An 18,729-nucleotide genomic window follows, 5' to 3' on the forward strand; every position below is an offset into this window, starting at 1 on the left:
AACCTATTTTTGACACGTGTTACTGATTCGATCAGGCATGAGTGGAGAAAAGTAAGGAATGTAAGCTAGAGAAAGGGATATACTACCCTTTGTATAGCTATCGTTCTATCTTTTTTTCCTCATGTCTTTTTGGCGTTTGTCGGAAGGTATCAATATAGATAAGAGAGGAAGGGTTTCCATGTTTAAGAAGATCTTTGGTGTTCTTCAAAAAGTCGGAAAAGCGTTAATGCTTCCAGTAGCGATTTTACCGGCAGCAGGTATTTTACTTGGATTTGGTAATGCATTTCAAAATCCACAGTTAACAAATGTTATTCCTGCTTTAAAAGCAGATTGGTTCGTAATGGTAGCAAAAATTATGGAACAATCTGGTGATATTATTTTCGCTAACCTTGCATTATTATTCGCAGTTGGGGTAGCAATTGGTTTAGCTGGTGGAGACGGAGTAGCTGGATTAGCAGCGTTCGTCGGTTACTTAATTATGAATAAAACGATGAGTGTGTTCTTAGAAGTAGATAAGCTAGTGAAAGTAACAAGTTCTGGAGCAGACCCAGTAAAAATTGGATTTACAGATCCAGCATATGCAAACGTATTAGGAATTCCAACGCTACAAACGGGAGTGTTTGGTGGTATTATCGTCGGTATAGTAGCGGCATATTGCTACAATAAATACTTCAACATTGAATTACCATCATACTTAGGTTTCTTCGCAGGTAAGCGTTTCGTACCGATCGCAACTGCAACATTCTCTTTAGTAGTAGGTATAATCATGTGTTTCATTTGGCCATACATTCAAGGTGGCTTAAATACGTTCTCACATCAAATGATTGATGCAAATAGAACATTAGCAGCATTCATATTCGGTTTAATTGAACGTTCATTAATTCCATTTGGATTACATCACATTTTCTATTCACCGTTCTGGTTCGAATTCGGTCAGTATACAAATGCAGCTGGCGAATTAATCCGTGGTGACCAAAAAATCTTTATGGCACAGTTAAAAGACGGTGTAGAATTAACAGCAGGTACATTTACAACTGGTAAGTATCCGTTCATGATGTTCGGTCTTCCAGCAGCAGCATTAGCAATGTACCATGAAGCACGTCCTGAAAATAAAAAATTAGCAGCTGGTATTTTAGGTTCTGCTGCATTAACATCTTTCTTAACAGGTATTACAGAACCACTTGAATTTTCATTCTTATTCGTAGCACCAGTACTATTCGGAATTCACGCAGTATTCGCTGGTCTATCATTTATGACAATGCAAATTTTAGGTGTTAAAATTGGTATGACATTCTCTGGTGGTTTAATCGACTTTATGTTATTCGGTGTACTGCCAGGCCGTACAGCATGGTGGTGGGTAATTATTGTTGGTCTTGTACTAGCAGTTATTTACTACTTCGGATTCCGCTTTGCAATCCGTAAATGGGATTTAAAAACACCTGGTCGTGAAGTAGCAAATGCGAATGACGGCGCAGGTAAAACAGAAGCAGGAGAACTTCCACGTGAAGTATTAGTAGCACTTGGTGGTAAAGAAAACATTGCTTCTTTAGACGCTTGTATTACTCGTTTACGTGTTCAAGTTAACGAACAAAAGAATGTAAACAAAGATCGCTTAAAAGAGCTTGGAGCAGCTGGTGTACTTGAAGTTGGAAATAACATTCAAGCTATTTTTGGACCGAAATCTGACACATTAAAATCACAAATTCATGATATTATGTCAGGTCGTACACCTCATGTTGAAAAAGAAGAGCCTGTAAAGGTAGAAGAAACTCCTAAAAAAGTTGATGAAAACGAAACAATCGTATCACCAATTGAAGGGAAAATCTTACCGATTACAGAAGTACCTGATCAAGTATTCTCAGGAAAAATGATGGGAGACGGATTTGCAATCGAGCCAACAGAAGGAACAGTAGTTTCTCCAGTTAACGGTGAGATCGTCAACGTATTCCCTACAAAGCATGCGATTGGTATTCAATCTGAAGGCGGAAAAGAAATTTTAATCCACTTCGGTATTGATACTGTAAAATTAAATGGTGAAGGTTTTGAAGCACTTGTAGCACAAGGCGACAAAGTGAAACAAGGACAACCATTATTAAAAGTAGATCTTGCATTTGTAAAAGAAAATGCACCATCTATCATTACACCAATTGTCTTTACGAATTTACAACAAGGACAACAAGTCGAATTGAAAAAAGATGGAAATGTTAAGAAGGGCGAAAACGCTATTATTGACATTCAGTAGGAATTTGACGCAAAATGTTTATAATTATAATAGGCGATGTGGTTGACCGAACATCGCCTATTATATACAATAGATGATGTAGTACTCACGTCTATACAACTAAAAAAATACTGTAATTTAAAGGAGATAAATTATCATGGAAAAAATCTTTAAAGTAACTAGCGACTCAGGAATTCATGCTCGTCCAGCAACTCTACTTGTAAACACTGCAAGCAAATTTGGTTCTGACATTAACTTAGAGTATAACGGAAAAAACGTTAACTTAAAATCAATCATGGGCGTTATGTCTTTAGGCATTCAACAAAACGCAGAAATTAAAATCACTGCAAATGGTGATGATGCAGCTCAAGCACTAGCAGCTATCGAAGAAACTATGAAAAACGAAGGATTAGGAGAATAATGACTCTTAACATTCAAGGGATCGCTGCATCAAGTGGGATTGCTATTGCAAAGGCTTTCAGACTTGAGAATCCTGAATTTAACATCGAAAAGAAATCAATTACAAACGAAGCTGCTGAAATTGCACGCTTAGACGCTGCGCTTGAGAAAGCAAAAACTGAATTAGAAGCAATTAAGGACCATGCTTTTGCTGAGCTGGGTGCTGATAAAGCTGCGATCTTTGAAGCACATTTATTAGTGTTAAATGATCCAGAACTAGTAAACCCAGTAAAAGATAAAGTAAATAGTGAAAAAGTAAATGCTGAATTTGCAATGGATGAAGTTGCATCAATGTTTATTTCTATGTTTGAAAACATGGATAACGAATATATGAAAGAACGTGCTGCGGACATTCGTGACGTAACAAAACGCGTTCTTGCACATTTACTAGGAATTAACTTCTCAAACCCTGGTACAATTTCTGAAGAAGTAATCATCATTGCTGAAGATTTAACACCATCTGATACAGCTCAGTTAAACCGTAAGTATGCAAAAGGTTTTACAACTGATATCGGTGGACGTACATCTCACTCTGCAATTATGGCTCGTTCTATGGAAATTCCTGCAGTTGTTGGTACGAAAGTTGTTATGGAGAAAATCCAAAACGGCGATATCGTAATCATCGACGGTTTAGATGGAGAAGTAATTGTAAATCCATCAGAAGAAACTCTTCGTTCTTTTGAAGAAAAGAAAGCGAAATTTGAAGAGCAAAAAACTGAATGGGCAAAATTAAAAGACCAAGCTACTGTAACAAGTGATGGACATCACGTTGAGCTTGTTGCAAATATCGGAACACCAAATGATGTACAAGGTATTATCGATAATGGCGGAGAAGGCGTTGGTTTATACCGTACAGAATTCTTATACATGGGCCGTGACAATCTTCCAACAGAAGAAGAGCAGTTCGAAGCGTATAAAGCAGTTCTTGAAGGTGTAAAAGAAGGTCAACCTGTTGTTGTTCGTACACTTGACATCGGTGGAGATAAAGAGCTTCCATACTTACATTTACCAAAAGAAATGAACCCATTCTTAGGATACCGTGCAATTCGCTTATGTCTTGATGAGCAAGATGTGTTCCGTACACAACTTCGTGCATTACTTCGTGCTAGCGTATACGGTAACTTAAAAATTATGTTCCCAATGATTGCAACTCTTGATGAGTTCCGTCAAGCGAAAGCAATCTTATTAGAAGAGAAAGCGAAACTTGTAGAAGCGGGTACAACTGTTTCTGATTCTATTGAAGTGGGTATGATGGTTGAAATCCCAGCTTCAGCAGTATTAGCAGATCAATTCGCAAAAGAAGTTGATTTCTTCTCTATCGGAACAAATGACTTAATCCAATACACAATGGCTGCAGACCGTATGAACGAACAAGTAGCTTACTTATACCAACCATATAACCCATCTATTTTACGTCTTGTAAAAATGGTTATCGATGCGGCTCATAAAGAAGGCAAATGGGCTGGTATGTGTGGTGAGATGGCGGGAGATTCACTTGCTATCCCATTATTATTAGGATTAGGTTTAGATGAGTTCAGTATGAGTGCAACATCTATTCTTCCTGCAAGAACACAGCTAAGCAAGTTGTCAAAAGCAGAAATGGAAACATTAGCAGAAAAAGCATTAATGATGTCAACTGCTGAAGAAGTTGTTGAACTAGTTAAAAGCATATAATCAATAAAAAAACCTGAGTCGATTTGAAATCGGTCTCAGGTTTTTTCTATGAGAAAAGTAAATCTTATTTTCTTACTATAGAGGATAAGGAACGGAATTAGATAGCGATAGCAACGATATCAGTTGGGCATACACGTAAAATACCAGTAAAAGTATTTCGATTTTGATTGTTCTTATCGTCTTTATTATTATCTTTATCGTCTTTGTTATTACGAGCTAAAGCAGAGAAAAGAGCAACGCCATTAGCGAAACCTTCAAAAATTACATTGTTGAATGTTCCGTTACCTCTAATGCTTAAAAGAGAAAGTTCTGTTCCAACTGAAATGCTAGCAAGTACGTTACATACAGCTGGTTGTTGTGGTTTTACCTCTCTCTCTTTCTCGCGATGGTCACGATGGTCGCACTCTCTTTCACGATGATGACAGTCTCTAAAGTTATCACAGCATCCAAATGATCCAAACATAATCCTCATCACCCCCTTCACACTTATAATCTATGTAAGTTTGGTAATGAGTGACTGGACAGAGAGTGGAATTTTTTCTGGGGGATTTTCTCATTTTAAAAGACTAGCTGGGTGTTTAGTATGGAATGATGTTTAAAATAGGGGAAATATCACAAAAAAGTGTAAAGACCACCGAAATGAATGAAATAGGTAGGCTTTACACTTTTTTACTTTTATATAAAACGATGATATATACAGGGAGAGCTAAGAGTAGTGGTGCAATGGATCTTGCAGTATGTTTTTCTGCGTCTAATTGGAACGTTTCTTCTTTTGGGAATTGTAACACTGATATGTTTGTAGCATCGCCAATAAAATATAACAGCAGTACAGTTACTATGTAACTTAAAAGTGCGATAAAGCTTCCGTATGAACTCAATGAAAATCCCTCTCTTGTTATCTATTTGTTATCATTGTATCATAATTGTAACAAAAACACACGGTTATATTTCGATACTTTAACAAAATTCGACACGAAACGCCATTTATGTGTATGGGAATAGCATGAAATTTACTATTTTTTTATGTATAGATGTCGAATAATACATTGTAATATTACGGGTGTGTGACAGAAGAAAAAGAAACGAAGGTAATGAAATTACCTTCGTTTCTTTTTTATCCCGTATTAACAGGCAGTAAGCCCCTCACGTTGATTAAAGGTTCACTTTATTATTTTGCCCATTCACTCACTTGTTCTACGCTCATTCGTGGTGCAGGATGACCTTTTAAAGTTGATTCACCAATTGTAATAAGCATAATTGGTACGTAACGAGATGAAACATTGAATTCTTCTGTAAGTGCTTGTGGGTTGAAACCACCAATAGCACAAGTATCCCAGCCAGTTGCTTTAGCCGCAAGCATAAGTTGCATTGCTGCTAAAGAGGCATTTGAAAAGGCTGCATCTCTTGGGAATTGCTCACGAGCATATGCAGACTCAATATTTTTAGCTAAGCGCTCTTTTGCTTCTTCTTTCATAAATCCTTGTTCTACAATTGGACCATAAACTGGTTCAACGTTTTTATAAGCTTCTAGATCACCTAAAATAGCGACTACAGCAGAAGCATCAAGTATTTGTTGCTGGTTATAAGCAATTGGATGCAATCGTTTCTGTACATCTTCACCTTGGAATACAAGGAATTTCCAGTGCTGCAAGTTCCAAGCAGAAGGTGCTTGAGCAGCTCCCTTTAAAATCTCGTGTAACTCTGTAGATGAAATTTCTTTCTCTGGGTTGAATGCACGTGTAGATGTGCGTTCGTATAGAACATTAAAAAAGTTGTCGTTTGTCATTATATATCCTCCAAGTAACATATCAAATTATAAAAAAATACATGTAATAGATTCTACTTACATTTTGTAAGTTGTCGAATTTAAGAATATAATATCTTTATTTTAATTGTCAAGTTTTAAAGAGGAAGCTAGGGCATTCATACAAACGATACAATTCCTATAATCATACACTAAAAAAGGAATTTATAGAGAAAAAGCGAAGAGAGCATTCTCAATTAGCTTGTTAATATGCATCCCTCACTCATTAAAGTATTTAGAGAACAGTCTTTTTATAAAATGTTTGTGAGGAATGCAGTAGAACAAGATATATGAAGTGAGTGAAGACTAGTGATGAACATACTACATTTTTTATTAGAGAATACGGTTTTCCAAAATGTATTACAAGATCTTCAGTTAAATGTCCTTTATATAGAAAATGGATGCACACATCAACAAACGATAGAAAATATTCATCCAAAATGTATGTTTATAGCAAATAGTTTTGAAGAAGGAGAATTATTGTTTCAGAGAACAAAACCACATATTGTAATTATGTATGTAACAGATTTTTCTCAAATAAAATATATAAAGAATATGTATAATCCACAGAGTACATTTATTGTCATTTGGGATCAACAGATAACAAGTGAGTTTGCAGAAGTGCTTACGTTAGGAATACGTAATATTGTGATAGCTCCTGTGACTCCACAAATGGTGTTAGAGGAAGTGAATAAGAGCTTGTATCAGCTTTCTTTAGTGCGGCAAGTAAGTTTGCAACAAGAACTACTTCAAACGATGTTTGATTTTCAAAATGATCTATTATTTATAGTAGAAGACGATGAGATTGTTGATTGTAATACAAATTTTTTAGAGTTTTTCGGATATGAAAATTTATTTGCCTATCGTGAGCAACATTTAGTATTTGCTGAACATTTTATTAGAGAAAACGGATACTATTCAACAACTCATGATATAACATGGTTAGATGATACATTATCATATGATAGAAGAATTAAGATGTCCAATTATGAAGGGGAAGTGTCAACTTTTTTATTGCGTGCGACACCACTGCCAGAAGATTTATCAAGATTTATTGTGAAGTGTACAGAGATTACAGAATTAGATGAAATCTATCAAGAACAAGAAAGGCTTGCTATGATAGATTCGTTAACAGAGATTTATAATCGTTTGAAGTTCCAACAAATACTAGAGGCAGAATGGGATAATGCAATGCGTAACGATGAAAAAATAGCACTTATTTTATTTGACATAGATAATTTTAAAACAGTAAATGACACGTATGGCCATGATTTTGGTGACTTAGCATTAATTCAGCTTGCAGAGCTTATGAAATCTAAAGTGGAGCAGCAACATGTATTTGCAAGGTGGGGAGGAGAAGAATTTATTATATTAGTAACTAATACAGTAGAAAAAGAAGCGTTTCAGGTTGCGGAATCATTACGATTTTTCATTGAAACAAAGCATTTCTCCGGAATTTCGAAATTAACAGCGAGTTTTGGAGTCGCGTTATATGAACAAGGCATTACAAGAGAAGAATTAATGCAACGAGCGGATATTGCATTATATGAAGCGAAAAAAAATGGGAAAAATCAAGTGTGTGTATATAGAAAAGAAAAAAAGTGATTTTTCGCAACAAATTGTTGCGATTTTTTTTTATTGTTTGATAATAGAATGTGGGGGGGGATTTTGGACGAACAACATGATAAAAAAAATAATGACGATGGCTTCGCTGTCTGCTGTAGTTTGTGGTGGAGTATACTATTTTCTCTGTAATCCCAATATAAAGGAAAGCACTGTATTAACAACTAAGGTGAATCCTACTATTGAATCAGAAGTACAAGAGAATATAGGAGAAAAAGAAGAACAACAAATTGATTATGCTAGTATATCTCAAAAATTAGATCAATATTTAATAGGAAAGCAATTTAATGGAACAGTTTTAGTAACAGATAAAGAGCATGTTATATTGAATAAAGGATATGGATATGCTGATGTTCAATATAAGATAGAAAATACGCCTCAAACAAAATATCGTGTCGGTTCTATTACGAAAACAGTCGTGGCCACATCTATTTTACAGCTGCAGGAACAAGGGAAGTTAAATATTCAAGATAATGTAAATAAATATATTCCCTCTTTTCCGGTAGATAAAAATATCACCTTATATCATTTGTTAACACACACATCAGGTTTACCAGAAAGCGGAAAAGGGAAAGTGAATGCAGCTTCTCGTATAAATTTAGTAAATTGGATTGGAAGTCAAAAATTAGAATTTCCACCAGGCACAGGTTGGAGATATACAGATTATAATTATATGGTGCTTGCCTATATTATAGAAAGCATATCAAAAAAACCTTTAGGAGATTACATAAAAGAAAATATATTTACTAAAGCAGAAATGCATGAATCTGGTATGGGAAATATGGCTCAGGGAGATCAGCATTTTACTAAAGGATATGTAAAGAAAGAGAATGTACTTGAACCTGCACAAAAATTGTTAATGGAGTGGTTATACGGATGCGGTGAGATGTATACGACAGTTGGCGATATGAAGAAGTTAGACGAAGCGATTATAAATGGGAAACTTCTTTCTGAACAAAGTAGACAAGCGATGTTTTCACCTTCAACAGAACGAAAATATGCATATAGTTTTTACATATATCCAGATTATTTTCATAATCATGGTGTACTATCTGGTTGGAACACTTTCAATAATTTTAATAAAGAAAAAGGCACTTTTGTTATATTATTTTCAAATGTGAAAAATAGTATAGATGATGATTTTAATAATGAGTTTCGAAAGATGGTAAGTGATTTATTAGAACAAAGGGGATGAGAAAATGGAACGTAAAAATGTATCAATAGGTTTCATCGGTATTGGTGTAATGGGAAAAAGTATGGTGCGTCATTTAATGCAAGACGGCTATCAAGTATATGTATATAATAGAACGAAAACGAAGACAGACTCTTTAGTGCAAGATGGTGCAAATTGGTGTGATACACCGAAAGAGTTAGTGAAGCAAGTTGATGTTGTAATGACTATGGTTGGATATCCACATGATGTAGAAGAAGTGTACTTTGGGATAGATGGAATTTTGGAGAATGCAAATGAAGGTACGATAGCAATTGATTTCACGACATCTACACCAACATTGGCAAAACGTATTAATGAAACCGGTAAAAGTAAGAATGTATATACGTTAGATGCGCCTGTATCTGGAGGAGACGTTGGTGCGAAAGAAGCAAGGCTCGCAATTATGGTCGGTGGTGAAAAAGAAATATATGAAAAATGTTTACCGTTATTTGAAAAACTAGGAACAAACATTCAGTTGCAAGGACCAGCTGGAAGTGGACAACATACAAAAATGTGCAATCAAATTGCGATTGCTTCTAACATGATTGGAGTATGTGAAGCTGTTGCTTATGCAAAAAAAGCTGGACTAGATCCGGATAAAGTATTAGAGAGTATTTCAACGGGAGCAGCAGGTAGTTGGTCATTGAGTAACTTAGCTCCTCGAATGTTAAAGGGAGATTTTGAACCAGGGTTTTATGTAAAGCACTTTATGAAAGATATGAAGATAGCTTTAGATGAGGCTGAAAAATTGCAATTACCAGTACCAGGTTTAAGTTTGGCGAAGCAATTGTATGAAGAGTTAATAAAAGATGGGGAAGAGAATAGCGGAACACAAGTGTTATATAAAAAATACATAAAGGGGTAAATGAGATGGATCTACAAAGATTTGATGAGATGATTGATACTGTACAACGAGCAACTTGTATACAAATTAGTGAAAAACAAAAAGAAGCTTTTAAACAAAAATATGATTTTGGGCCGGAATTCGAATATGGAAGAGATGAGAAGGGGCATTATGTTATTCGAACTTCAAAAAAGATGTTAGAAGAAATGGAGTTTTATTTGGCATTGAAATATGATCGAGATGGGGTTGATCTTTATATGCAAGCAGAGATTGACGGTATATGTCACGTATCTGTTAGCTATAGTGAAGACGCCTTGCACTTACAAGAATTGTTTCAATTTCTAGAAGAAAATAAATAAAAGTCCTCATTTGAGGACTTTTATTTATTTAGGTATATATAATTTTTATAATTATAAGCTAGAAGCTCTGCGGCATCGTTCGATTGGGAATGGAATAACTTGCGCGATGTGATTAGGACCGAATTGTTTTGCACGAGCATGGCGTACTATATAAAATGCACACAGAATTGAAACAGGAATAGCACCGAATAAGCCGAAAAATAAAGCGCTTACACAAGATGCGACAAAACCTAAAACACCAACTTCTAACTCTTCCATAATAGCTCCTAGAATAACAGGAAGTGCTCCACACGTAACCCCTAGTATAAGTGCGATAAGTAAACTCATGATTATCCCCCTCTGTTTGCGATATTCTTTTCCTTTTTATTTAATTGTAGTATATCATACACAAAACAGAATTTTCAGAAAAAATTCAAAAAAAGTTCAATAAATGTTCAAAAAGTGTTAAAAAATTTGCTTGAAAAATAGAAGGGGAGATTGTTTTGGAATAGAAGGACTCATATGTTTGAGAAAATAAAAAATCAGGCTTATTTCATTTTTTGAAATAAGCCTGTTCCATAGGAGGATGTATATATGTAGAGTGAATAAAAGGTTGGAAAAGGGGATCCAAGTCCTTTTATTCAACTAACTACCTTAATAAATTGGAACCCAGCCTTCAGTTGTAACAAAAATACGAATAGCTACAACTTGACGATCATCTTGCAAGGTAAAATAATGTCTTGCATTTTCAGGAACAGATATGAGATCGCCTGGCTCAAGTTCAACGTCAAAGAATTTCCCATCTTTTCCTTCAATAGCAAAGATGCCATGACCACTAACAATAAAGCGAACTTCATCATCAGTATGATGGTGTTCTTTTTGGAAATTAATTAATAATTCTTCAAGGTTAGGTGTGCTATTTGAAAGTGAAATTACATCATGTGCTTTATAACCTCGGCGCGCTGAAACATCAGCGATTTCTTTTGAAAACACAGCTAATATTTCAGCCTTGTTTTCATCTGTTAACGAATAATTTTCATTTAAATGAGTAGGAAGCTTAGAAATATTCCATTTCTCATATAAAACGCCTTCCTCTTGTAGAAATTTAGATACTTCCACTTCATTTTCGATGCGAGTATTTACTTCATGAATACGAATTTGCGCCATTAGAAACGCCTCCTTGAATTGATAATAGTTTTATATGAAATTGGAATAAAAACTCATAAGCTTCTAATCTTTTCTTTGCATCAAAGCTATCTCGGCCCCATACGGTAATACCGTGGTTACGGATTAATACTGCTCCCGAATCGCCTTGTATATGCTTTCGGAAGTTTTCTCCAAGCGTTGGGATATGGGCATGGTTTTCGATAATAGGAATGTGAATTGTTGCACCTTCTTCCCAAATATCGAGAGCTTTAATAATTTCTTGATTTTGAAGGGTGACTGCATCACTATATAAATTTGTGATGACGTTATTATCAGTTGTATGAACATGAAGTACGCACCCAGCATTCGTATTGTTATAAATATGTGTATGCAATATTGTTTCTGCTGAAGGGCGTAATTCAGTCTCTAATACGGGAAGCCCTAGATGATCTACTAATAGAAAATCATCTGGAGTAGTTTTTGTTTTATCTTTACCACTTGCTGTAATAAGAAAAGTAAGTGGCTCATGACTAACCTTTATAGAAATATTGCCACTCGTTGCTGGAAACCAATTTCGTGTTGTTAATTCTTTTTTTATCTCGCTTAAGTCATACCATTGACGAAAAAGTTGTTTCATGATTTCACCTCCAACAAATGTTTTAATTGGGTTTGAACATCGTGAAATGTTTCAAACGGTGTATAAGCAATATAATTCTCTTCACACTTTGTAATAAGGAAGTCGCGAGCAAATACTTTATCTGCTTGTTTCGCAGCTTGTAAATCAGTAATTGAATCTCCAATCACAATATGGAAGTCATTCGTATCACTTAATTTACGGATTAAAGATGATTTGCATAATCCACAATGATTTTGACAATGATGATCACAAGGATGCGGCCACTTAACTGTAATGAATTCACTTGAAAAGTCTGTTTCATTACAGTAAATTTGCTCTTTTGGAATGATTCCTTGTAAGAGTGGATAGACGAAGAAATCCATTCCACCTGATATAACGTAAAAAGAAATGTTATTTTTATTTACAAATTGTATAAATTCATGAAAACCACTACGGATTTCAGCAGTTTTTATTAAAAATTGAATCATATCATCGTGTAGACTAGTAGGTATTAATTGAAATAATTGAGAAACACCTTCTTGAATAGACAGCTCTTGTGATAAAATTCTATTCTTTACTTCTTCGGCTTCTGGTGGTGCGAATTTTTCCATAATGGACATAATGTTATCATTATTTGTAATCGTGCCATCGAAATCACAAAATACTTGAATACTCATAATTTCACCCCATGAGAGGGATTTCCCCATATTTGTAGTGCGCTATGCAAATTTATGTCATCTACTTCATGGAGTGGTGTATTTTGCAAAGTAGCATTAATTGCAGTACGGAAAGCTTTACCGCCCCCTTGCGCCCCACTCGGATGTCCATGTATCCCGCCGCCAGCATTAATAACAACATCTTTACCGAAATCTCGCAAGATAAAGGGAACGAAACCAGGGTGAATACCAGCAGACGGAACAGAAAAACTCTTCTTGAAAAATGCATCGTCTTCAGTTAAATGTTTTGAGATGGCAAGAGCCTCCTCTTTTTCTAGTGCAACACTTCCGTATGGAGATGGGAATAATGAAAAGTCAGCCCCAGCATAACGTAGTAGCTTTCCTAGTAATAATGGAGAGGAAACTCCATATAACTTGGATGCTGAATAAGCACCACTTACAGCAGGGTGTGCCATAATAGGAACTGGGATTTCATCATCTTCTGCAAGTGATTGTAGTACATCTAGTCCGTAAGCAAATACATTAAATAATAGAATATCTGCCCCAGCTTGCACTGCGCGTTTCGCATTTTCTTTTAAATCAAAAGTTCTTCCTGTTAAATTTACGGCATATAACGTTTTATGTCCGTATGTTTCATATACGGATTCTAAAACTTCTTTTCCAGATACAATGCGTTTCGTAAGTGGTGTTAATGTATTCTCAAATAATATTTCATCATCTTTTACTATATCTACACCACCAATTGCTTGATCGCGTAATTGCGTTTTTAAATACCCAATATTTCGTCCAATCATTCCTTTAAAAATACTCATTAAAAGGGGACGCTCATGCACTTGTAAAAGATTTCGAATACCATCTATCCCGAATTTTGGACCAGGGAAATATTGTTTTAACTCGTCTGAAAATGTTAAGTCGATTAATTTCACTTCGCCATCAAGTGATAGCTTTCCGAATGTAGTTGTTAAAATTGCTGGTAAGTCCGGACTAAAGTTTAATAACGGATATTCAATTTTAATAATCCCGCGTTTAACTTTTTTACGTAAATACGAATTGGTATGTTCTTGTTCAGCTAGTTCCTCAACATGAATGACGTTGCCTTTATGCTGTTTTAATTGTTCTTGCAATAAGTGTGGCAAATGAGTCCAAGAGCCAATTGTTAAACCGAGTGCAATTTGCTCGGCTTTTTTTTCTAAGTTATGTGAATCATCATGGATTAAATACGTTGCTATAATTCCGCTCATTGTTAAAACCTCCTAGTTAAATAAAAAAACCTCTCAGCTAAGGAGAGGTTTTTTTACAACCAGCTCCTTATCTGTCAGCATAATGCTGCGAGAATTAGCACCGTGTCTACAATTGTAGATCGGTTGCCGGGTTTCGTCGGGCTCGTCCCTCCACCTGCTCTTGATAAGAAGTATTTAGAAATGTTTAAATTTTTAAGATAACTGAATTTTGTCAGATATTTTTCATGTTGTCAATTACTTTTTGAAAAAATTTAATTTATCAATTCGATTAATGGCTTCTCGTAATCTATCTTCTGTATGCAAGAGACCAACACGGACATATCCTTCGCCATGTTCACCAAATCCAACACCAGGAGCAACTGCAACGTGTGCTTTTTCTAGTAAAATATCAGAAAATTGCTCAGATGTATATCCTTTCGGAACAGGAAGCCATGCAAAGAATGAGCCTGTTGGAATATCTACATTCCAACCAATTGAGTGACAAGCTGAAACAAGAGCGTTTCTTCGAGATTCGTAACTATTTACAAGGTCTATTACGCAAGACTGTGAACTTAATAGTGCTTCGCGGGCAGCATCTTGAACTGCACCAAAAATACTAACATACATATGATCTTGTAATAAGTTAATTGTCTCAATCACACTTTCATTCCCCACAGCAAAAGCGATGCGCCATCCAGCCATATTGAAAGTTTTCGATAGAGTGTAAATTTCAATACCTGTATTTTTAGCACCGTCTGCTTGCAAGAAACTAACAGGTTTTTGACCATCGAATCCAATAGCACCGTAAGCAAAATCATGAACGACTAATATATTATGTTTATTAGCAAAATGAATGGTTTCATCAAAGAAATCTTTTGATGCAGTAGCACCAGTAGGATTATTTGGATAGTTTAAAAACATTAACTTTGCACGCTTAGCGGTAGTGGCATCAATTTTTGTATAATCTGGTAAAAAATTATTTTCTGCAATAAGCGGCATTGTTACAAATTGTGCTTTTGCTAAAGCAACTCCTGATAAATAATCTGGATAGCCTGGATCTGGAACGAGAATAGTATCACCAGGGTTTGTAAAACAAAGTGGTAATTCTACTAATCCAGCTTTTCCACCAAACAAAATAGCAACTTCTGTTTTTGGATTTACTACTACATCATATTCGCGTTGATAGAATGTTGCCACGGCTTCTTTTAAACTTTCGTGTCCGCGAAATGGCGGATATTTATGATGAATGGTCTTTTCAGCAGCATCTTGTAAGGCTTTTACGATATGCTGCGGTGTTGGTTGATCTGGATTACCTTGACCTAGATTAATAACATCGTGACCAGCTGCAACGACTTTGTTAACTTTTGCAACAAGTGAAGCAAAAAATTGTGTAGGCAATGATGTTACTATCTCAGAAGGTTGAAATAATTTCATACTTTCCACCTCTTTTGAAAGTTGTTACAATTCTAGTGACAAATGATATAATCTTTCCAGTATTTTGTAAAGAAAAAATTAAGAATGGGGCTGACAAAATGAAAGTCGCATGTATTCAAATGGATATTGTCTTTGGAGATGTAGAAAAAAATATTGAGAATGCTAAAAATAAAATAAGCGAAGCGATGAAGGAAAGACCAGATGTGATTGTCTTACCAGAACTATGGACAACGGGATATGATTTAACGAGGCTTACTGAAATTGCAGATAGGGATGGATTGCAAACGAAAGAAAAGCTGAAAGAATGGTCGAAGCAATATGGTGTACATATTGTCGGTGGTTCTATAGCGAAGCAAACAGAGCAAGGTGTTACAAATACAATGTATGTGGTAAACAAGGAAGGAGAACTAGTCAATGAATATAGTAAAGTGCACTTATTTCAGCTTATGGATGAACATAAATATTTAATTGCTGGAAATAGTACAGGTGAATTTAGGCTAGATGATGTAGAGTGCGCCGGCACAATTTGTTATGATATTCGTTTTCCAGAGTGGATGCGCGTTCATACTGCTAAAGGTGCAAAAGTTTTATTTGTTGTAGCAGAATGGCCATTGGTTCGTTTAGCGCATTGGCGTTTGTTACTGCAAGCAAGAGCAGTTGAAAATCAGTGTTATGTTGTTGCATGTAATAGGGCAGGAAAGGATCCGAATAATGAGTTTGCCGGTCATTCTTTAATTGTCGATCCTTGGGGCGAAGTTGTTGTAGAAGCGAATGAAGAAGAATCAATTTTATTTGGAGAGCTTCATTTTGAGAAAATTAAAGAAGTACGCAAAGGAATTCCAGTTTTTGCAGATCGTCGTCCAGAATTATACAAATAAAATGTTGACAAGTGATTTTTATTCTTGGTATAGTCTTCAACATAAAGTTAAAAATTCGAAAAATTATACAACTCTTATCAAGAGCAGGTGGAGGGATTTGGCCCGATGAAGCCCAGCAACCGACCGTAATACCATTGTGAAATGGGGCGTTTATTTACGCCAAAAGGCACGGTGCTAATTCCAGCAGAAAGTAAACCTTTCTGGCAGATAAGAGGGGAGAAGATAAACTTCAAACCTCTTTCTTTGTGGAAAGAGGTTTTTCTACGTCAGAAAAACCTCTGAATTAAAAAAGGGGGAGAAGACGATGGGATATTATTCATTAACTGAAACGACAGCTATACAATATGCGAAAGAACATGGTTATTTTGAAAAGAAAGCAAATGTAGTTTGTCATGAAATTGGAGATGGAAATTTAAATTACGTGTTCAAATTAGATGATGGAGAGAAGTCTATTATAATCAAACAAGCACTGCCATATGCGAAAGTAGTTGGTGAGAGCTGGCCACTGTCTATAAAAAGAGCGACGATTGAAAGTAAAGCATTACAAATTTTTGCGAAGTATGTGCCGGAATATGTGCCGGTAGTGTACAGTCATGATGAAGAGTTAGCAGTAACGGTCATAGAAGACTTATCAAGGCTAACAATTACAAGAAAAGGATTAATAGATGGAGAGGAGTACCCGCTTTTATCCCAACATATTGGTCGTTTTCTAGCACATGTTTTGTTTTATACTTCAGATTTCGGGTTAGAGTCAGAAGAGAAAAGGGTACTAGAAGGTGCATTTGTAAACCCAGACCTTTGCAAAATTACAGAAGATTTAGTGTTTACAGATCCGTTTAGTCATTATGATACGAATGATTATGAACCAGAGTTACAACTAGCGGTGGATGAACTGTGGAGTGACAAAAATTTAAAATTAAAAGTAGCACAGTATAAATATAAGTTCTTAACAAGAAAAGAAGCGCTTATTCATGGTGATTTACATACTGGTAGTATTTTTTCATCACCTGCTGAAACGAAAGTAATCGATCCCGAATTTGCAACATATGGTCCATTTGGATTTGATCTTGGCCAATTTATTGCAAATTTATTATTAAATGCACTATCCCGTGAAGAGGAAAAAAGAAGTGTGCTATTTTTCCATATTGAGAAAACATGGAGTTATTTTGTAGAAGCTTTTACGAAGTTATGGATTGGAGAAGGTGTAGAAGCATATACGAAAGAGAAACAATGGTTGCCAATTATTTTGCAAAATATTTTTACGGATGCCGTTGGATTTGCCGGATGTGAGCTTATCCGTAGAACAATTGGCTTAGCGCATGTAGCTGATTTAGATGGAATAGCAAATAAAGAAACGAGAATTCAAGCTAAGAAACAAGCGTTATCCTTAGGTAAAGAACTAATAAAATATGAATCTAAGAGTGCTGATATTCAACTGTTCCGAACATTATTTCAACAGACAGTTTTTGGAGGGATAAAAGCATGAGTACAATTGTTACTGTTCCGAGATCTGTCAGTTGGAAAGGTGATGCCATTGCAGTATTAAATCAAACAAAGTTGCCGCATAGTACAGAATACAAAACATTAACGACGATTGAAGAGGTATGGAAAAGTATTGTCATGCTAGAAGTACGAGGAGCACCTGCAATTGGAATTGTAGCTGCATTTGGCTTGGCGCTTGCATCAAAAAAATATAATACTGTACATAAGGAAGAATTTCAAAAGAAGTTTAATAGAGATTGTAATTATTTAGGAACGTCACGCCCGACAGCAGTCAATTTATTTTGGGCAATCGATCGTATGAGAGAATCCATTCGAGAAATTACTACAATAAAAGAAGCACAAAAAAAATTAGAAGAAGAAGCGCTTCTCATTCAGCAAGAAGATGAAGCGGTATGCCGGAGTATTGGAGAACATGCATTAACATGCTTTAAAGACAGTGATAACATTTTAACAATTTGTAACGCTGGAAGTATTGCAACTGCTAGATATGGTACTGCATTAGCACCGTTTTATATTGGGAAAGAAAAAGGTGTACGTTTACATGCGTATGCGTGTGAAACGAGACCGGTTTTACAAGGAGGGCGTTTAACGACCTGGGAATTAAAACAGGCAAATATTGATGTAACACTTATTACAGATAATACGGCAGCGCATGCTATTCAAACGAAAGAAATAAACGCGATTATTGTAGGAGCGGACCGGATTGTCGCAAATGGAGATACAGCAAATAAAATCGGAACAATGAATTTAGCTATATTAGCAAAGTATTTCGATATTCCATTTTACGTTGCAGCTCCGTTATCTACGTTTGATATTACGAAACAAACAGGTACAGAAATTGTTATTGAAGAAAGAGATGAAACCGAAGTTACGAAAATTTTTGGAAAACAAGTGGCGCCAATTGGTACTGATGTTTATAATCCTGCATTTGACGTAACACCGAATGAATTAATTACAGGTATTATTACTGAAAAAGGCATCATACACAGAGATTATAAACGGGAAATTGCATCGTTATTTGAAAGACAAGCTAATACATAATAGCTTGTTTTTTTTATCCCGCATTAACGGGCAGTAAG

At 35.6% G+C, this 18,729-nt stretch carries 19 protein-coding genes and 2 riboswitches; of the genes, 10 read left to right on the forward strand and 9 right to left on the reverse strand.

The genetic code is table 11. The features are described from left to right. Positions 1-178: 178 nt before the first annotated feature. The 3 genes from ptsG (at position 179) to ptsP (ending at position 4,354) form a co-directional block, all read left to right on the forward strand. Positions 179-2,242, forward strand: a complete 2,064-nt coding sequence (gene ptsG, locus DN392_RS05690) for a PTS glucose transporter subunit IIABC (protein ID WP_088321201.1) — start codon at positions 179-181, stop codon at positions 2,240-2,242. A gap of 136 nt (positions 2,243-2,378) precedes the next feature. Continuing rightward, entirely contained in the window at positions 2,379-2,642 is a 264-nt protein-coding gene (ptsH, locus tag DN392_RS05695) for a phosphocarrier protein HPr (RefSeq protein WP_000411080.1), read from the forward strand. Continuing rightward, positions 2,642-4,354, forward strand: coding sequence for a phosphoenolpyruvate--protein phosphotransferase (gene ptsP, locus DN392_RS05700; RefSeq protein ID WP_000174214.1), 1,713 nt, complete (start codon positions 2,642-2,644; stop codon positions 4,352-4,354). The genes ptsH and ptsP overlap by 1 nt, the downstream gene beginning before the upstream one ends. A 97-nt stretch (positions 4,355-4,451) precedes the next feature. On the opposite strand, the gene DN392_RS05705 is transcribed toward ptsP, so the two are convergent. From DN392_RS05705 to DN392_RS05715, 3 genes are all read right to left on the reverse strand, one after another. Next, entirely contained in the window at positions 4,452-4,817 is a 366-nt protein-coding gene (locus tag DN392_RS05705) for a DUF3915 domain-containing protein (RefSeq protein WP_000468033.1), read from the reverse strand. Between the two features lie 196 nt (positions 4,818-5,013). Further along, the gene (locus DN392_RS05710) at positions 5,014-5,232 is read right to left on the reverse strand and encodes a hypothetical protein (protein ID WP_000100492.1); all 219 of its coding nucleotides are present in this window, start codon (positions 5,230-5,232) and stop codon (positions 5,014-5,016) included. A gap of 290 nt (positions 5,233-5,522) precedes the next feature. Then, on the reverse strand, positions 5,523-6,140 hold the full coding sequence (locus DN392_RS05715) for a nitroreductase family protein (RefSeq protein WP_000180385.1): 618 nt from the start codon (positions 6,138-6,140) through the stop codon (positions 5,523-5,525). A gap of 330 nt (positions 6,141-6,470) precedes the next feature. Here DN392_RS05715 and DN392_RS05720 point away from each other — a divergent pair, with 330 nt between their 5' ends. From DN392_RS05720 to DN392_RS05735, 4 genes are all read left to right on the forward strand, one after another. Continuing rightward, positions 6,471-7,763, forward strand: coding sequence for a GGDEF domain-containing protein (locus tag DN392_RS05720; protein ID WP_001023199.1), 1,293 nt, complete (start codon positions 6,471-6,473; stop codon positions 7,761-7,763). A 76-nt stretch (positions 7,764-7,839) separates the two neighbouring features. Next, positions 7,840-8,976, forward strand: a complete 1,137-nt coding sequence (locus DN392_RS05725) for a serine hydrolase domain-containing protein (protein WP_002107772.1) — start codon at positions 7,840-7,842, stop codon at positions 8,974-8,976. A 4-nt stretch (positions 8,977-8,980) separates the two neighbouring features. Further along, complete coding sequence (locus tag DN392_RS05730) at positions 8,981-9,859, forward strand: NAD(P)-dependent oxidoreductase (RefSeq protein ID WP_000440181.1); 879 nt, start codon at positions 8,981-8,983, stop codon at positions 9,857-9,859. A gap of 5 nt (positions 9,860-9,864) precedes the next feature. Further along, on the forward strand, positions 9,865-10,197 hold the full coding sequence (locus DN392_RS05735) for a DUF3909 family protein (protein WP_000365719.1): 333 nt from the start codon (positions 9,865-9,867) through the stop codon (positions 10,195-10,197). Positions 10,198-10,248: 51 nt separating this feature from the next. On the opposite strand, the gene DN392_RS05740 is transcribed toward DN392_RS05735, so the two are convergent. From DN392_RS05740 to DN392_RS05765, 6 genes are all read right to left on the reverse strand, one after another. Then, entirely contained in the window at positions 10,249-10,524 is a 276-nt protein-coding gene (locus tag DN392_RS05740) for a hypothetical protein (protein WP_000054671.1), read from the reverse strand. Between the two features lie 306 nt (positions 10,525-10,830). Further along, positions 10,831-11,343: a 1,2-dihydroxy-3-keto-5-methylthiopentene dioxygenase gene (locus DN392_RS05745; protein WP_000057319.1), complete on the reverse strand. Its 513-nt coding sequence runs from the start codon at positions 11,341-11,343 to the stop codon at positions 10,831-10,833. Then, positions 11,321-11,959 carry a methylthioribulose 1-phosphate dehydratase gene (locus tag DN392_RS05750; RefSeq protein ID WP_000811321.1) on the reverse strand — a complete coding sequence of 213 codons (639 nt, stop codon included), beginning with the start codon at positions 11,957-11,959 and terminating at the stop codon, positions 11,321-11,323. The genes DN392_RS05745 and DN392_RS05750 overlap by 23 nt, the downstream gene beginning before the upstream one ends. Next, positions 11,956-12,615, reverse strand: a complete 660-nt coding sequence (locus tag DN392_RS05755) for a 2-hydroxy-3-keto-5-methylthiopentenyl-1-phosphate phosphatase (RefSeq protein ID WP_000027485.1) — start codon at positions 12,613-12,615, stop codon at positions 11,956-11,958. The genes DN392_RS05750 and DN392_RS05755 overlap by 4 nt, the downstream gene beginning before the upstream one ends. Beyond that, positions 12,612-13,856: a 2,3-diketo-5-methylthiopentyl-1-phosphate enolase gene (gene mtnW, locus DN392_RS05760; RefSeq protein WP_048562410.1), complete on the reverse strand. Its 1,245-nt coding sequence runs from the start codon at positions 13,854-13,856 to the stop codon at positions 12,612-12,614. The genes DN392_RS05755 and mtnW overlap by 4 nt, the downstream gene beginning before the upstream one ends. A 64-nt stretch (positions 13,857-13,920) precedes the next feature. Then, positions 13,921-14,026: riboswitch (SAM riboswitch) on the reverse strand. 64 nt (positions 14,027-14,090) lie between these two features. Beyond that, entirely contained in the window at positions 14,091-15,269 is a 1,179-nt protein-coding gene (locus tag DN392_RS05765) for a pyridoxal phosphate-dependent aminotransferase (RefSeq protein WP_000765523.1), read from the reverse strand. A gap of 14 nt (positions 15,270-15,283) precedes the next feature. Here DN392_RS05765 and DN392_RS05770 point away from each other — a divergent pair, with 14 nt between their 5' ends. The 3 genes from DN392_RS05770 to mtnA all read left to right on the forward strand — a co-directional run bounded on the left by DN392_RS05770 (position 15,284) and on the right by mtnA (position 18,691). Then, positions 15,284-16,147: a carbon-nitrogen family hydrolase gene (locus tag DN392_RS05770; protein ID WP_002107779.1), complete on the forward strand. Its 864-nt coding sequence runs from the start codon at positions 15,284-15,286 to the stop codon at positions 16,145-16,147. A gap of 71 nt (positions 16,148-16,218) precedes the next feature. Continuing rightward, positions 16,219-16,361: riboswitch (SAM riboswitch) on the forward strand. 90 nt (positions 16,362-16,451) lie between these two features. Next, the gene (gene mtnK / locus DN392_RS05775; protein WP_048565667.1) at positions 16,452-17,633 is read left to right on the forward strand and encodes an S-methyl-5-thioribose kinase; all 1,182 of its coding nucleotides are present in this window, start codon (positions 16,452-16,454) and stop codon (positions 17,631-17,633) included. Beyond that, complete coding sequence (gene mtnA, locus DN392_RS05780; RefSeq protein ID WP_064449208.1) at positions 17,630-18,691, forward strand: S-methyl-5-thioribose-1-phosphate isomerase; 1,062 nt, start codon at positions 17,630-17,632, stop codon at positions 18,689-18,691. The genes mtnK and mtnA overlap by 4 nt, the downstream gene beginning before the upstream one ends. The last annotated feature ends 38 nt before the right edge of the window (positions 18,692-18,729 follow it).

Source organism: Bacillus sp. BB51/4, from assembly GCF_008368845.1.
Classification (GTDB): Bacteria; Bacillota; Bacilli; order Bacillales; family Bacillaceae_G; genus Bacillus_A; species Bacillus_A wiedmannii.

Excerpts from the sequence above, each read along its gene's own strand:
- ptsG (WP_088321201.1), top strand. The coding sequence starts at position 179 with ATGTTTAAGAAGATCTTTGGTGTTCTTCAAAAAGTCGGAAAAGCGTTA.
- ptsH (WP_000411080.1), top strand. The coding sequence starts at position 2,379 with ATGGAAAAAATCTTTAAAGTAACTAGCGACTCAGGAATTCATGCTCGT.
- ptsP (WP_000174214.1), top strand. The coding sequence starts at position 2,642 with ATGACTCTTAACATTCAAGGGATCGCTGCATCAAGTGGGATTGCTATT.
- DN392_RS05705 (WP_000468033.1), bottom strand. The coding sequence starts at position 4,817 with ATGTTTGGATCATTTGGATGCTGTGATAACTTTAGAGACTGTCATCAT.
- DN392_RS05715 (WP_000180385.1), bottom strand. The coding sequence starts at position 6,140 with ATGACAAACGACAACTTTTTTAATGTTCTATACGAACGCACATCTACA.
- DN392_RS05720 (WP_001023199.1), top strand. The coding sequence starts at position 6,471 with ATGAACATACTACATTTTTTATTAGAGAATACGGTTTTCCAAAATGTA.
- DN392_RS05725 (WP_002107772.1), top strand. The coding sequence starts at position 7,840 with ATGATAAAAAAAATAATGACGATGGCTTCGCTGTCTGCTGTAGTTTGT.
- DN392_RS05730 (WP_000440181.1), top strand. The coding sequence starts at position 8,981 with ATGGAACGTAAAAATGTATCAATAGGTTTCATCGGTATTGGTGTAATG.
- DN392_RS05735 (WP_000365719.1), top strand. The coding sequence starts at position 9,865 with ATGGATCTACAAAGATTTGATGAGATGATTGATACTGTACAACGAGCA.
- DN392_RS05740 (WP_000054671.1), bottom strand. The coding sequence starts at position 10,524 with ATGAGTTTACTTATCGCACTTATACTAGGGGTTACGTGTGGAGCACTT.
- DN392_RS05745 (WP_000057319.1), bottom strand. The coding sequence starts at position 11,343 with ATGGCGCAAATTCGTATTCATGAAGTAAATACTCGCATCGAAAATGAA.
- DN392_RS05750 (WP_000811321.1), bottom strand. The coding sequence starts at position 11,959 with ATGAAACAACTTTTTCGTCAATGGTATGACTTAAGCGAGATAAAAAAA.
- DN392_RS05755 (WP_000027485.1), bottom strand. The coding sequence starts at position 12,615 with ATGAGTATTCAAGTATTTTGTGATTTCGATGGCACGATTACAAATAAT.
- mtnW (WP_048562410.1), bottom strand. The coding sequence starts at position 13,856 with ATGAGCGGAATTATAGCAACGTATTTAATCCATGATGATTCACATAAC.
- DN392_RS05765 (WP_000765523.1), bottom strand. The coding sequence starts at position 15,269 with ATGAAATTATTTCAACCTTCTGAGATAGTAACATCATTGCCTACACAA.
- mtnK (WP_048565667.1), top strand. The coding sequence starts at position 16,452 with ATGGGATATTATTCATTAACTGAAACGACAGCTATACAATATGCGAAA.
- mtnA (WP_064449208.1), top strand. The coding sequence starts at position 17,630 with ATGAGTACAATTGTTACTGTTCCGAGATCTGTCAGTTGGAAAGGTGAT.